Below are 12519 nucleotides of genomic sequence, written 5' to 3'. Positions count from 1 at the left end.
AACATTTCGCGTCCTTCCTATGTCCTTCGTTTCATCTGTGTCATACTTCTCTATGTTCAGATATATAAGCACGAAGCTCAGCTAAGTGATTGCATACAACCGTTGGCTCGCAGTCTGCCAATTCCATATAATGTGAAAGATTATCCGCTGTAGTAAGTCCAGTTAATACTAGAATCGTGCCACAGCCTGCTGCGGCTCCGAAAGCGATGTCTGTTGCCATATTGTCACCGATTACCCACGTCTCATTAGCCTGCAATCCGATCTCTCGGAGTGAATAATCCATAAGAATAGATGAAGGCTTGCCAATTAGAATCGGCTCCATCCCGCCTGCTGCACGCAGCATAGCTCCAATTGAGCCTGCTCCTGGAATTAGACCGTCAGAGGATGGAAGCAACAAGTCCGGGTTCGTCATGACGTATGTCGCACCACCATGAATATGCCTTACTGCCTTCGTCAGACGTTCATATGTGAAGGAACGATCGATCCCTTGCAGCACATAATCAGGTTCTTCCTCCGATAGCACTAAACCCGCAGCCTGAACGGCTCTCACCAGTCCAGCCTCGCCAACAACAAACACGGAGGCCCCAGGACTCCTATTCGCTATATACTCAGCTGCAGCTTGTGCAGAGGTGCAAACGTCCTCAGCAACTGCAGCGATACCCATATGAATAAGCCGTTCTGCAACCTCTTCCGGTGAAGCAGAGGAATTATTAGTTACGAAGCGGAATGGAAGCTTCGTCTCTCGCAAATAGGCAATAAGCAGATCTGCGTTGTCGATACGATGTATGCCATGGTATAAGGTACCATCTAGATCAATAAGCAAACCTCGCATCGCAGGTAGTTTGTTTGTCATTGCTGTGAATCCTCCAAATTGGTAAGTAGCATCCAAGATCCCTTTCTCGCTGCTCGCTGTCCCATTACAATTCTTATCTATGTTTCGACGCCTTACGGCGAAGCCGTGATATTCGATTACGCAGTGCTTCAAGCTCAGCTCTTTTCTTACTATCTGTCCGCACAAGTGTCGAATGATTCAAAGCATGCTCGAAAGCCGTAACCGCGTGACTGAGTGCGGCTTCGTAGTTTTTCAGCTTATGCTCATAATACATCGCAAGTTCAATGCTGGCTTCTTGTGCCGCAGGTCCGAAATAACTCGCAGAATGGATAATTGCCTTCTGCCACAATAACACAGCACGACCCCAATTTCCAGCCTTCTTGTCACGCGCTGCCAGCATAAGAAGGGATGTCGGTTTGGCTTGGTCTTGATTCATGGCCGTTTCAAATAGTCGTGCAGGCAGCAGGGTATTCCCCATACGTTCCAGCCATAGCCCGGTTCTTACCATCTCTTCCACTTCATCAGGAAGCGGAATATAGGCTTCTATATCCCCATTCAATAAATGTCCGAATCGAATCGCTAGACAAGCAAGTGACAGCATATCCATTTCATTATGGCGAAAAACCCCTTCAAGCGGCGTTGGGTTGCCATCTGCTAAGTATTGAAAATAAAGCTGTGGTGCTAACGAACCAGGAACATCATCCTCTCGGTTAATACCGAGTCGCTCCTCTTCCACATGGCTTAACTTACAGGAGACCAGTGTATTCCGCCATATTGACCGTGCAGGATGCAAGAAATCAAGATGCTTAGGCGACCATGTTTGACGTCCAAAACCATTCATTATGAATCGATTCTCTACGAGAGGCCAATCGAATGTTTTCCCATTATATGTGGATAAATAAGTGAATTGCTGAAGCTTCTCCGCCAAATAGGAAAGCATCGCCCTCTCCTCAGCAGGATGACGGATTAAAGCCTGTTCAATGACAAAATGTCCCTTTGACATATAGGCTATGCCGACCATAAAGGGAACGTTCCCTGCACCAACGCCTAAACCTGTCGTTTCCAAATCCAGAAACAAAATCTGTTCTGCAGATGCCTGCTCGGCTTCCGGATGAAAAGCCGTTAATCCGGGAGCAGCTTCCTGCAGTTCCTTCAACGCGTGCAGTCCATGGCGATGATGGAAAGGATAGTGGACCACTCGCAGCAGAAAGCTGCCTATTTCATTTGTTGCCAGCTCGACACCAATTGCAGACCACTCTAGTAACTGCTGATCTTCTTCAAAGATATCATCATCCTCATGCTGCACGCTCGAGAGCACAATCGTATCCTCAGGCACTGCTTCCAATGATGTTGTTATCCCGCGCAGCTTGTTCATTCTATCACGCATGCCGCTCATCGAATGTCCTCCGCTTCGTTAATGACATCAAACCTCCATACCTTCAAGCTAGTTTACAATCCCGCAATTAACAAAAGGGATTTTTTCTTCGCGTTCATGCCTACTATTTCCGTACCGATACATGAAGGGCAGCCAGCTTCACAAGGGCATTTTTGAATTAAATTTGTAGCAGCAGCTTTTATATCATCGAATCTCTTATATACGTCTTCCGCTAACCCGATCCCACCAGGATAATGGTCATATATAAAAATAGTGGGCAATTGTGAATGTTCTGCTCTGATTTGCGAAACGACATGAATATCGCTCCTGTCGCACATCACATGAACAGGTACAATATGCCGTATTACATTTGATAACCCGATAAGTAACTGCTCTAACGTTTTTGTTTCTAGCGAGGGGTCAACCTCATTTAACTCTATCCAGGTTGCACTGGTGTGCAGTTCTTCTTCGGGAAGTTTCACCTGGCCATAACCGATGTTTTCAAAACTTGTCAATCGAATTTTAATGAAGTGGGGTACAGAACCATGAAATAAATGTGGAACGGCTATATGCTTCGCCGTCGGATAAGTAGAATAAATCAATACGGGGGTCATACTTTAATACTTCTAAACCAGCAGCTGCGGTATACTTCGCGGCTGCTTTTGCATTATCCAGGCCGATAAATTCGGCAGCAAGTGTAAGGGCTTCGTTCACTGGGGTTCCCTCCCATACATCTCAATATTCATAGAATTACATGGCACCTAATTCTATCTTCTTTTCTTTGTAATATTTTTCAAACTCATTATCTCTAAAAATTTCAATTGATACTCCATCTGGGGAATCGTGATCGGTAGCCCATCCAGTAATCACGCCACTCATAAAAGCATCCCTCAAAATATTTTTCAGAACAGCATTTCTTATATAAGGCAACCAAACCACTCCTTATGGACAATTTTATTCACTCAGATACTTAATGCGTTATTTTGTTTTTCTTTGGCTTTTTCAAGCAAAGGAATCAGCGCACTATTATCAATTCCATGCTTATCCTGAAATTCGATCATTTGCTGCAATTCCTCGATTAACCATTGATACGGTTTCTCCACATGTACACCGCCTATTCACTGAATTACTTGTGCTTCCCATGAAGGTATCCGGCGGAACTGAAACGGAAATATCGTCTGCCAATGTGTAAATATAAAAACCAATGTCCTTCTTCACGAAAGAAACGAATCTTCACCATGTACACCGCCTATTCCTTATGGTCAATTGCTATTTACTATGTTGTATAGCAGCTAGGCAGTTTCTTGTTCAGATTCTTCTTTTGCTGACTTGCCGCAAAACGGGCAATACGAAATTGTCATATTGATGTTTGTTGACTTCTTTCTTCCAATAGGCTCATGCGTAATGGTTATTGGTGTACTTAGAGTAGATTCAATACGATTACCATTCATCAGAAATGCAGCGTTGCTAAAGTCCACGGATATGATTTTCAATTTCGCATATTGATCTTGTTTTGGTAATTCGTCTTTCAACCTTGCTTTAATTTCGCTTAAACAGTTACAGTTCATTGACTCTCCTTCTTTCTGCTCTATTTGTTGATATTCATTGAAATACTTCGTATTCCCATTCGCAGCCTTGGCAAACGGCTACGGTGCTTAATTCCGTTTCTCCTGTAATGGTATGCTTCGTCGTTACCTTGAAGCGGTCGAAGATTTCCGTTTCCCGGCAACTGCGGCAGTATCCGGTAGCGGCTACCAGGTAGACGCGGCTTACTGGTTCCTGGTTATCGGTCATTGTGCCACTTTGACGACGGTAACAACGACCCCCCCGCCTTCCGCGTCGTACATTTCTTTAACTTGCCCTACCCTCAAATATGCGGGAACTTGTCGGTCAGCGCAGTACCCTTCATACATTAAGACTGGCGGCGCATTGTCCGAATCTTTTTCATAAATGATAAGTGTCGTTCTTAGCATTGGTTCCAGGTAATTTGTCAACAAATGCCCCAACGTACCTGTAGTGTAATCGTTAGCGTGTCCCATTAAACAAATACCCCCTTTCGGCAGTAGCGGCATTTCCCGCATGTAACCGCGTCGGCTTCCTGGTCAGTAATGCTTTCCGGGTCGATAGTTCCAGCCAGGCCACAGCCAGTTGAATTTTTGCTGCCTGGTTCGTACAAGTGTACTTTCGGGTTTCCCTGATAGCGAACCGTCTGTACGGTCTTCGGAAGTGTTACGCCCAGGTTCGCGGCTACCCGATTTTCGACTGCCGCGAAATCTACAGCAATTACGGGTGTAATACTTGCCGCCTGTTCCCCCCAACCCAGCAATTCAAGCAACGCCTTCGCCCTTTGTGCTTTATCCGGGTTAGCTGCCATATACAGAGGTATCATTTCTTCCAACAGTTCACGCTGACCGAATTCAGGGCCGTTTGCTTTTGCCAGCGCGTCCATCAGCGCCCGCGTTTCCGGGACAACCTTTGTACTGTATACAACTAGGGTCTTACCTTCCACAATTCGTTTACCTCTTGCCATCCCGTATTACCGCCTTTGCGTGTGGTTTATGTATCTGTCCATATTATACAAGTAAAGATAACTTGATGTAAAGACTTTCCATGACGACCAAGTCATTTATGATATATAAATTACGAGTTTCTACAGGGGGGTATCTTTATACAAAAAGAAAAAGCCGGGGAAGTGTACTAAAAAAGTACCCCCCAGGCAATTTACAGCATCCTTATATTATAATAGCAAAAGAGAAGAACAAAGAAGTAATACTATAAGTATTAGATACTAATAATAACTATATATATATAACTATATATTATTTATTATTTATATATTTATTATATATATATATATTAGTAGTCTTTTTTACGCTGCATGAATTTAGAGCCAGGTTTGCAGCTTTTCGAAGTCCTTGCCAGTCGCCTTTACGTATAAGCGCTGTCCGTCCTCAAAAGATATTACGGCTGTACTCGCGTCTGTCTTACGCCCTCCAATTGCGGCCCCTGCAATTAGCCCTAGCCCCCCAGTAAGTACGCCGCCGATTATAGCCCCCGCTGCTGCTTTTCCAGCGCTGCGGGTCGCGGCTTCCTGCCAGTCCAGGCTTGCAACTTGTAACATCGAAGACGAAAAAAGACCTGTTTTGAATTTTAGCGCACCGGGCTTACTCCCCTTATCTATGTAAACGTCGATCCCTTTCACATGCTTACAGCCTGTTACAATTTTTAATCTTAACGACATATGTACCCAGCCCCTTCCTATTATTACCTTATTCTACATCGAATGTCCTCTACGGACAACAGAAAACGACAAAAGGCCCACTGGGGGGCCTTCTACTATTAATATATACGTTTGAAATTATCCTCATCTACGGCTGCTGTACTGCGCCAGTTCCGGGCAGTCAACTGCTTGGCCTGGGCAACATCCCCAGCCCTTATTGCCTTCTGTATTTCCCCGATTCGGTAATGGCGCTGCTTATCGTGAATGGCAGTAAGCGCCAACTGCGAAAGAATGTCCAGATGGCCTTCGGCCTTATCGGCGGTAAAAAGTCCCTTTACGTAGTTTTCTACAGCCAGCTTTATATACTTGTCGATAAATTGTTCTGTTCCGCGCTTATTCACTTTAACCGCCCCTTATATTTTGATTATCTTTTAACATGCTGCAATTCCTGTGTATTCTTCCAGGCCTATAGCTTCTTTACCTTTGGTAAACATCGTATGCCCTATTGTCTTTTCCAGGGCTACATACTTCGCGTACAGTGCAGGGTTATGTTCTGCCCCATGACGAAGGTCGTTAAGGCTCCCCATGATACAAAAAACGCAAGAAAGACGTTCATTTTTTTCATAAGCCCAAAAAGGGCGCTGCCCGGCGTCGATGATTACCTGGAATACGTCGGCGGTCGAAAGGTCGAAGATCGGCAGCCAGTCGTATACCGTACGCTGTACCCGGCCTGACACGGTTAATCGCTTGTTAAGAGTAAGCGCCTGCTTCTTCGAACGCGCGGTAGATTCTGCGGCCCGAATTCCAGTACAGTTAATAGCGATAGTAGCGCCGCGCTTTTTCAAATCGGCGCGAATGAATGTATGGATAGGGTCGCGCTTTAGATCGCTGGTGCATTGGCGGCAGCTACTGGAAGGCCACATACCGCGTTTTTCTACCATCCCTAGGAAGGTCTTCGAAGCTGCCACTACGTTTACCGGGTGCGAAACATTGGCGCGAATATGGGATTGTACCCCAGTCCATTCTACTTCGCCCAGGTCGGCATGAACTACAGCCAGTTGATCGGATGGAATGACGTCCCGCAGCAGGGCGTACATAGCCTGGCTATCTTTCCCCCCGCTGTGTGATACGTAAAAAATCGCGCCCTGGGTAATAAGCCCCTGTATTTCGTCCGTAAGTTTTAGCATTTCGATTACTCCCCCATTCAATGTATAAGAAGGGGCCTAAGCCCCCGTTTACTATTTCGTTTCTGGCACAACTGGGACGATAAGCCATTTACCCGGTACAATGCGGTAAATCGGATTTGTGTCCAGTACTTCGTAAGCTTCCGGGTCAAGTCCCAGGGCTATTAAGTCTTCGGGGCGCTTTACGAAAGTGCCGTCGTTCAATTGGTTACGCGCTTTCTGTGCCAGTTGTAGGCTACCGCTAAAAGCTTTCGGCTTTACCATTTTTCCGCAATCGGATGCCCATACTACAGCATGGCTGTAAGTCCTGTCTGTCGTACGCTTTACTTCTACCCCGTTAACCACTGCTGAATAAATCGTTTTTGCCATTTTGTCGCCCTCATTCCGTATATTTGTTAACCATAGATAACATTATATACAAATAACATTAAGAAGTAAAGATTTCTTTATAACTTTACATTTAATAAGGTTGTTTTATATGTAAGTAAAGTGTACATAGTCGTCATGGACTATTTAGTAAATGTCGTGGGTACTATCTTTATTGCTATAGTCACACTTTTGACACATGAATGTTATCCCATAAATAGCAACCTTGCCCGTTTATGTCGAATCCATTAAAGCAAAAAAAGCCCACGCTGTAAGGACTGCCAGCATAGGCTTTATTTTCACTTGTCATTTCTGTCTTCATTTGTCGTTTAATGTCGGTAAAATATGGTAGCATCATGTCGCTTGTGGAAGTATTATAAGAGAAATGTTCTCTACGGAAGCGTAGAATATCGGTCGTAGTAAACCGTAAAACGGTTTACTTTACTACCTTCTCACCAAACAACAAAAAGCCGTGTTCATACAAAGTACGTGGATCGCAGTCTAACACATTAGAAACGATGAACAAGCTTCGTAAAGACATGACGCGTTCATCAGTCGCCCAAAAGGATATTTGCCGAAAATCAAAACCCGTTTCTTCGGCTAATTTCTGCTGATTCCAGCCTTTTTCGGCTAGTCGTTTATTGAGAAGGCAGCGTCCGACTTCACCAGTCATGACGGCCCTCCGTATGATTTATTTTCGTTTTTTAACTAATCTATCATAAGGTATTTTCGCTTAACTGAAAAGGAACAGGTATTTAGCAAGTATAAAGCCGCGTGGATTCTGGCTTTTAAAAACCACACCAGGAGAGAGGAATACAGATGAAATTCGAAGTATATAGCGAAGCACTTGCTGCTGCAAAAGCCCGCTTAGATAATGCTAAACGGCTATATGATACGGGAATAACAGTTTTGAATTGCGCTAAGATAAAATACGAAAAAGGAGTACAAGCCCTGCCCCCAGGGCATAGGCAGGAAATAAAAAACCTAGAAGAAGAGGTGGCTCATTATTTTTTGGCATCTCAATAGTAGTAGCTACAGGACTTGTGGCAATAACCCCTACTTGCAAAAAAAACAAGCCCCCAAGCATTAGCCTGGGGGCTTGTTTTACTGTACAGGTTGTCCACTAGCAATTCGTAATTCATTAGCAAGACGATTAGCTTCCAGCATTCCCGCAGAGTCGCCTTTCTTTTTTGCGTCGTTCCAGGCCGGACTTAAAAACCTTGTTATGATCTTGTTTGCGTCTACTGCCTTCATTTTCGCTTTTTCCTCCTTCGCTGGCGCGACTACGGGCGCTACAGCTTTATAATAGTCCTGTAGATACTGGGTAGGTTCCACAACTCCGGCTTCCGTGGCTGTCCAGCCGTATAACGGGGCAGCCGCTTTTCGAACCTCGTAGTGTAAATGATTGCCTGTACTTGCACCCGTCGTACCCTGTTTGCCTATCATCTGGCCCTTAGTAACCTTATCGCCTACCTTTACGATAGCCGCACTAAGATGGGCGTAAATGTGCAGACAGCCCTTGTTATCCTTTATTGCTACAACTATACCCATTTCGGCCGGGATGCCAATACCGGGTACACCTAGTTTGGCATAGAGTACCGTACCAGCTACAAAAGCATGTAGTGGGCCATTACCAGGTGTGACAACTAGATCGACCCCACGATGAAACTTGTTAACGTGCAACTTGGGATGCATTCGCATCCCGAACGGGCTTGTCAGGCGGTACTTAGGATCGTACGTCCAGTTACTCATCGCTCTCCGCCCTCTCCTTTGCCTGCTTGACGATCTGATGACCAAACACAGCAAATGACCCAGCCAAAACGCCTTGAATGACCGCTTCAGGGCTCCATCCAATTAACCACACTGTAACAGACACCGCGACAGAAGTGACGATATAAACGATGCTCCAGTTAGGTACTTTCGGTGTTTGCTTCAAAACAAAGCCAATAGCCCAGCAAGCAGCAACTACAATCAACAATTTCGGATCAATTAATTGAAAAATAACATTCCAATCCATTTCAATCATCCTCTCAAATTAGTTTGCTAGACCGCCCTTAACGATAAAGGCGATAACCGATAAAACAACTGCACCGATAACCGTAGTTCCACCCCAAAAAATGATCCTGTCTATTCCGTCCAACCTGCGATGCGCCGACTTTGATTTATCGAGCGCTTCACGAGCAATGTCGTTGTTCACCTCAAATTTCTCTACTAGACGCTGCACTGTTACGGTGAGGTCATTTATATTTTTAGCGCCCACTTCTTGCAATACTTCCACCCGCCCTACTTTGACTGATATATCGTTTAGTTGCTGCTCTTGCGTCACGCTAAACACCTCCTAAAATTGAAATTCATTTTATTGAATGTAAAAACCATTTCCGGTTGCACTGTACCGTAATGTATAAATAGCCCCGGCCACCAACGCCCCGGCGCCCATTGCCATGCTAGTAGAATAAATAGCCTTTCCACCCAAACCATTGATGTTTATTGTTGGGCTTGCCGCTGGGTTAGTGGTTGGTATTTTGATTGCAACAGCCATCCCATCGACATACCCACCCGCTGGTGCAGGGTTTAAAGTTAGGAAGTATGCGTTTGATGAAAGTACAGGAACCCCGTATCCCGGCTGTCTTACATAATCTGTTTTTAAGTTAAAATCGCTGGCATGGTAGCCATCCAATAAATCGGAATTTAGTGCGTTGTTCACTGTCCCGTTGCTCACTGGTATTTGACCCGTGGCATTTCCTGCACTGTATCCTCCATGGTATTCCACGTTCAAATTCGTTACCATCGTGGACGACAACACAAGCATAGGGGCTAAAGGCCCATTCGGTATTGTGAGAGATAGCCTGTTCATCACACCCTCGCCGCTCGCCCCTCGAAGTAGTATCGAGTTAGGATCGTCGCCATATTTTGCGTGTGCATTGTCTACCATGTCGGCATTTAACTTCGTTACTAGCGCGGATGACGAAACGTTAAAAGGCGGCGAACCTTCGCTCGCGGTTGACGCAAAGAAACTGGCCGTCATTGCTTGGAAAGCCACGGCACTACCCATTCTTAAATCTTGATCGAAATGGAAGCCATCAACCATATCGGCATTAAGGTTTGTGTTGACGGCTGTTGAATCGACAATAAACGGTGCGGCGGGGAATGAAGTGGAGATAAACCTGTTCGCCGTTAAGTTTGCGGAACCGTCACGGACTGCTAATGTATTTAAAGAACTTGTCAATGCCGTTTGGAATCCGTCCACCATATCGGCATTCAAGTTGGCAACAACCGTCTGGCTGGTTACCGTCAAAGGGGCCGTTCCATTCGCCTGAGTCAACGTTGCTCGCACAAATGAAGGCGAAGCGGTGCTCCTGACATTCTGATTAAGCCAGCCAAAGATCGTTTCCAGATTAATCGAAGGAAGCGTAACCCACGATGCTTTTCCAGTAATCTCTTTGATCAAATAAGCCAACTTGCTCCATAAACGCGTAGGCGTATCGGCTCCTGATGTCGCAACCAGTGTATCGTCTATACTACGATTTCCGATTACAGTATCAGTAGCAGCGCCGTCCGCTATCTGCGCTGACCCTACAGTTTTCGATGCTATTTTTGCGGCCGTTACGTTCAGGTCAGCTAGTTTTGCAGTAGTTACTGCTAAAGCTGCTAGGGAAGACGTTCCTATAAGCGGGCCGTTACCTGCTGTACCATCGTGCTTATGCCCGGTTGATTCGTGGAAAAGGGCGTCTAGCTTTACCCAGTTGTCACGTAACATGGTATCAGTATTAAAAAAATTCTCGCCGTCCGTCGCTATGACCGGGTAATACAGCCCCAGCTTCGTAGTAGTTGCCATATAGCTAGCTTCCCCCTTAATTTAACGAAGCGAAGTTATTAAGCTTCGTTTCGTTAAGCGTCTTTATTTTTAATGCGTTCAATTCGTTTATTTTCAAATAGCGGTAGCTGAAAGATTTACCCAGATGCGCATGAATGACATTTTCTACTGCTTCTACTACATCAACAATTTTTTCAGGCACACCAAACGGGCCATTAAATTTAATAATGACTTCGCTTTTTGCCATGTCGAATGTTACGTCTACTTGGCCGTTAACGAAAGACTCGCAGACGGTCTTAACCAAGGAAGCCGAAAAGTTACCTGGGCTTCGCCACCGGGAAAGTACCCGGCCCCTCCTGGTTTCGTAGCTATCTGTAGTAATGGTCGGGATATGCAGTTGGTCTTCGTAATACTTTAGGCCCCAGGTCGCCGTCTTAATTCGCAGTTGCGCTTTAAGGTCGGCGTTTTTGTTGTCTTCGGTATCGTATTCGTTGCCCTGGGCCGCCTGGATTTCGGCGTATACCGCGCTAGTTTCGTAGTATTCAGGGGCTTGTGACAGCATACGTTCTACGCGCTCTGTCATAAGCCAGTCACCGTACCCAGCGTCGGTGCTTCTGTCTGCGTTACTGTAAGGTCTGCCGTACCACCGTTAATGGTTAAGGTCGAAAAGCTTTTAAGCCCGATGGTAAAGGCCAGCAGTCCGTAAATTTTGTTATAAATTACAGGAAGCGGAATCTTCGTTGTCGGGTCTACTTCGAATACCAGTTCTTTAAGGTAAGCCTTTACCGAAGTTTGGAAGGCCGCTTTTACATCGGCTGCAATAGCGCCAGCCGCGTACTGCGCCCCAGTTACGACAATGTTTACGGCCAGGTTATCCGCAGCGGCTACTGTGCAGGCGTTCCCCAGCGGTACTTTACCGTCGCCCAGGCCAGTAGCGCCAGGGTCTAGGTATGCCTGGGTATCATTTACTACCTGGGTCGTAGCTGGCGTTAAATCCAGCCCGGCCAGCAGTACCTTCGACGTATTAACGCCAGCCCAGCGCGGTATAACTTTTGCCTTACCGACGCCTGCGACTTCCTGCGCCCATCTTTGAAGGTCGTACTTATTGCCCCCAGTGTCCGGGTGCGTCGCTTTGAAGTCGTACCGTTCCCAGGCTTCTTCGTCGGTTTCCGGGTCGCGGGCTAGAATGGTAGTTCCCTGGTCTGCGATAATCCGTACGCCTGGGATAGAAGGCTGTAAAACGAATTGGCTGCCTGCTGCCAGGTTCCCGATAGTGCCTACCGCTTGGCATGTAATGTTAAGCGTAAGCGCGGTACTGGTCGCCCAGTTTACCGCAGCGTCGGCTGTGAATTTAAGCGGCTGCCCCTGGGCGTCCAGGACTACCGCGTACAGTTGCTGCCCTAGCGGAATGTTTACGCCAGCGTCGGCTGTTATAAGCAGCGCGCGCTTATTATGCGTAGCCCCGATTCGGGTTAGGCCTACGTCGTATAGGCAATCGTCCAGGTCGCTACCTTCCGCATATAAAGCGAATCGGCTGGCTAGAATCGTATCCTGGTTAATTTGCAGCTGCTTAATTTCTGCCGGGCTAGGGGCTACTGCGTCGTACATAAAGTCGCCAGGTTCGGCCCGCCAGCCGTCGGCTTCTACTTTAGCTATCATACGGTCGCGTATGGCTGTTTCGGTTTCTTCGAAAACGGGCTGGAAGTTATTACGTGCCATTAATCCTTG

Annotated in this window: 20 protein-coding genes and 1 pseudogene; 1 reads left to right on the top strand and 20 read right to left on the bottom strand. The window is 46.2% G+C overall.

Going from position 1 to position 12519, the window contains the following annotated elements; genetic code table 11:
* Positions 1 to 40 precede the first annotated feature (40 nt).
* From FGT79_RS02210 to FGT79_RS02150, 14 genes and pseudogenes are all read right to left on the bottom strand, one after another.
* Entirely contained in the window at positions 41 to 853 is an 813-nt protein-coding gene (locus FGT79_RS02210) for a TIGR01457 family HAD-type hydrolase (RefSeq protein WP_138751149.1), read from the bottom strand.
* 73 nt (positions 854 to 926) lie between these two features.
* The gene (locus tag FGT79_RS02205) at positions 927 to 2228 is read right to left on the bottom strand and encodes a ribonuclease H-like domain-containing protein (RefSeq protein ID WP_138751148.1); all 1302 of its coding nucleotides are present in this window, start codon (positions 2226 to 2228) and stop codon (positions 927 to 929) included.
* A gap of 53 nt (positions 2229 to 2281) precedes the next feature.
* A pseudogene (locus FGT79_RS02200) lies at positions 2282 to 2737 on the bottom strand (Zn-binding domain-containing protein); the annotation flags it as partial.
* A gap of 220 nt (positions 2738 to 2957) precedes the next feature.
* Positions 2958 to 3137, bottom strand: coding sequence for a hypothetical protein (locus FGT79_RS02195; RefSeq protein WP_138751146.1), 180 nt, complete (start codon positions 3135 to 3137; stop codon positions 2958 to 2960).
* 32 nt (positions 3138 to 3169) lie between these two features.
* Positions 3170 to 3310, bottom strand: a complete 141-nt coding sequence (locus tag FGT79_RS30915) for a hypothetical protein (protein ID WP_171056043.1) — start codon at positions 3308 to 3310, stop codon at positions 3170 to 3172.
* 189 nt (positions 3311 to 3499) lie between these two features.
* Entirely contained in the window at positions 3500 to 3775 is a 276-nt protein-coding gene (locus FGT79_RS02190) for a hypothetical protein (protein WP_138751145.1), read from the bottom strand.
* 34 nt (positions 3776 to 3809) lie between these two features.
* On the bottom strand, positions 3810 to 4001 hold the full coding sequence (locus FGT79_RS02185) for a hypothetical protein (RefSeq protein WP_138751144.1): 192 nt from the start codon (positions 3999 to 4001) through the stop codon (positions 3810 to 3812).
* Positions 3998 to 4246 carry a hypothetical protein gene (locus FGT79_RS02180; RefSeq protein WP_138751143.1) on the bottom strand — a complete coding sequence of 83 codons (249 nt, stop codon included), beginning with the start codon at positions 4244 to 4246 and terminating at the stop codon, positions 3998 to 4000. Before FGT79_RS02180 ends, FGT79_RS02185 begins: the two co-directional genes overlap by 4 nt.
* Positions 4246 to 4737: a hypothetical protein gene (locus tag FGT79_RS02175; protein ID WP_138751142.1), complete on the bottom strand. Its 492-nt coding sequence runs from the start codon at positions 4735 to 4737 to the stop codon at positions 4246 to 4248. Before FGT79_RS02175 ends, FGT79_RS02180 begins: the two co-directional genes overlap by 1 nt.
* 354 nt (positions 4738 to 5091) lie before the next feature.
* Positions 5092 to 5448 (bottom strand): hypothetical protein, encoded by a 357-nt coding sequence (locus tag FGT79_RS02170; RefSeq protein WP_138751141.1) that lies wholly within the window; start codon positions 5446 to 5448, stop codon positions 5092 to 5094.
* A gap of 98 nt (positions 5449 to 5546) precedes the next feature.
* The gene (locus FGT79_RS02165) at positions 5547 to 5828 is read right to left on the bottom strand and encodes a hypothetical protein (protein ID WP_138751140.1); all 282 of its coding nucleotides are present in this window, start codon (positions 5826 to 5828) and stop codon (positions 5547 to 5549) included.
* A 30-nt stretch (positions 5829 to 5858) separates the two neighbouring features.
* Entirely contained in the window at positions 5859 to 6614 is a 756-nt protein-coding gene (locus FGT79_RS02160; protein WP_138751139.1) for a phosphoadenosine phosphosulfate reductase domain-containing protein, read from the bottom strand.
* Positions 6615 to 6665: 51 nt separating this feature from the next.
* Positions 6666 to 6980, bottom strand: a complete 315-nt coding sequence (locus FGT79_RS02155) for a hypothetical protein (RefSeq protein WP_138751138.1) — start codon at positions 6978 to 6980, stop codon at positions 6666 to 6668.
* Between the two features lie 433 nt (positions 6981 to 7413).
* Complete coding sequence (locus tag FGT79_RS02150) at positions 7414 to 7650, bottom strand: helix-turn-helix domain-containing protein (protein WP_138751137.1); 237 nt, start codon at positions 7648 to 7650, stop codon at positions 7414 to 7416.
* A 146-nt stretch (positions 7651 to 7796) separates the two neighbouring features.
* Between FGT79_RS02150 and FGT79_RS02145 the strand changes: the two genes are divergently transcribed.
* Complete coding sequence (locus FGT79_RS02145) at positions 7797 to 8003, top strand: hypothetical protein (protein WP_138751136.1); 207 nt, start codon at positions 7797 to 7799, stop codon at positions 8001 to 8003.
* Between the two features lie 78 nt (positions 8004 to 8081).
* Here FGT79_RS02145 and FGT79_RS02140 read toward each other — a convergent pair whose 3' ends face one another.
* The 6 genes from FGT79_RS02140 to FGT79_RS02115 are packed head-to-tail and all read right to left on the bottom strand — an operon-like array spanning position 8082 to position 12510.
* On the bottom strand, positions 8082 to 8729 hold the full coding sequence (locus tag FGT79_RS02140; protein ID WP_138751135.1) for a M23 family metallopeptidase: 648 nt from the start codon (positions 8727 to 8729) through the stop codon (positions 8082 to 8084).
* Positions 8722 to 8994, bottom strand: coding sequence for a phage holin family protein (locus FGT79_RS02135; RefSeq protein ID WP_138751134.1), 273 nt, complete (start codon positions 8992 to 8994; stop codon positions 8722 to 8724). The genes FGT79_RS02140 and FGT79_RS02135 overlap by 8 nt, the downstream gene beginning before the upstream one ends.
* Positions 8995 to 9012: 18 nt before the next feature.
* Positions 9013 to 9303 carry a hypothetical protein gene (locus tag FGT79_RS02130; RefSeq protein WP_138751133.1) on the bottom strand — a complete coding sequence of 97 codons (291 nt, stop codon included), beginning with the start codon at positions 9301 to 9303 and terminating at the stop codon, positions 9013 to 9015.
* A gap of 30 nt (positions 9304 to 9333) precedes the next feature.
* Positions 9334 to 10812 carry a hypothetical protein gene (locus FGT79_RS02125; RefSeq protein WP_138751132.1) on the bottom strand — a complete coding sequence of 493 codons (1479 nt, stop codon included), beginning with the start codon at positions 10810 to 10812 and terminating at the stop codon, positions 9334 to 9336.
* 16 nt (positions 10813 to 10828) lie between these two features.
* Positions 10829 to 11374, bottom strand: coding sequence for a putative phage tail protein (locus FGT79_RS02120; RefSeq protein WP_138751131.1), 546 nt, complete (start codon positions 11372 to 11374; stop codon positions 10829 to 10831).
* Complete coding sequence (locus FGT79_RS02115) at positions 11371 to 12510, bottom strand: baseplate J/gp47 family protein (protein ID WP_138751130.1); 1140 nt, start codon at positions 12508 to 12510, stop codon at positions 11371 to 11373. Before FGT79_RS02115 ends, FGT79_RS02120 begins: the two co-directional genes overlap by 4 nt.
* Positions 12511 to 12519 lie beyond the last annotated feature (9 nt).

This window comes from Paenibacillus sinopodophylli, assembly GCF_005930355.1.
Classification (GTDB): domain Bacteria; phylum Bacillota; class Bacilli; order Paenibacillales; family Paenibacillaceae; genus Pristimantibacillus; species Pristimantibacillus sinopodophylli.
This window is presented reverse-complemented; position numbering and strand designations above follow the sequence as displayed.

Excerpts from the sequence above, each read along its gene's own strand:
- FGT79_RS02120 (WP_138751131.1), bottom strand. The coding sequence starts at position 11,374 with ATGACAGAGCGCGTAGAACGTATGCTGTCACAAGCCCCTGAATACTAC.
- FGT79_RS02170 (WP_138751141.1), bottom strand. The coding sequence starts at position 5,448 with ATGTCGTTAAGATTAAAAATTGTAACAGGCTGTAAGCATGTGAAAGGG.
- FGT79_RS02210 (WP_138751149.1), bottom strand. The coding sequence starts at position 853 with ATGACAAACAAACTACCTGCGATGCGAGGTTTGCTTATTGATCTAGAT.
- FGT79_RS02175 (WP_138751142.1), bottom strand. The coding sequence starts at position 4,737 with ATGGCAAGAGGTAAACGAATTGTGGAAGGTAAGACCCTAGTTGTATAC.
- FGT79_RS02205 (WP_138751148.1), bottom strand. The coding sequence starts at position 2,228 with ATGAGCGGCATGCGTGATAGAATGAACAAGCTGCGCGGGATAACAACA.
- FGT79_RS02180 (WP_138751143.1), bottom strand. The coding sequence starts at position 4,246 with ATGGGACACGCTAACGATTACACTACAGGTACGTTGGGGCATTTGTTG.
- FGT79_RS02185 (WP_138751144.1), bottom strand. The coding sequence starts at position 4,001 with ATGACCGATAACCAGGAACCAGTAAGCCGCGTCTACCTGGTAGCCGCT.
- FGT79_RS02135 (WP_138751134.1), bottom strand. The coding sequence starts at position 8,994 with ATGGATTGGAATGTTATTTTTCAATTAATTGATCCGAAATTGTTGATT.
- FGT79_RS02115 (WP_138751130.1), bottom strand. The coding sequence starts at position 12,510 with ATGGCACGTAATAACTTCCAGCCCGTTTTCGAAGAAACCGAAACAGCC.
- FGT79_RS02125 (WP_138751132.1), bottom strand. The coding sequence starts at position 10,812 with ATGGCAACTACTACGAAGCTGGGGCTGTATTACCCGGTCATAGCGACG.
- FGT79_RS02160 (WP_138751139.1), bottom strand. The coding sequence starts at position 6,614 with ATGCTAAAACTTACGGACGAAATACAGGGGCTTATTACCCAGGGCGCG.
- FGT79_RS02140 (WP_138751135.1), bottom strand. The coding sequence starts at position 8,729 with ATGAGTAACTGGACGTACGATCCTAAGTACCGCCTGACAAGCCCGTTC.
- FGT79_RS02155 (WP_138751138.1), bottom strand. The coding sequence starts at position 6,980 with ATGGCAAAAACGATTTATTCAGCAGTGGTTAACGGGGTAGAAGTAAAG.
- FGT79_RS02190 (WP_138751145.1), bottom strand. The coding sequence starts at position 3,775 with ATGAACTGTAACTGTTTAAGCGAAATTAAAGCAAGGTTGAAAGACGAA.
- FGT79_RS02145 (WP_138751136.1), top strand. The coding sequence starts at position 7,797 with ATGAAATTCGAAGTATATAGCGAAGCACTTGCTGCTGCAAAAGCCCGC.
- FGT79_RS02150 (WP_138751137.1), bottom strand. The coding sequence starts at position 7,650 with ATGACTGGTGAAGTCGGACGCTGCCTTCTCAATAAACGACTAGCCGAA.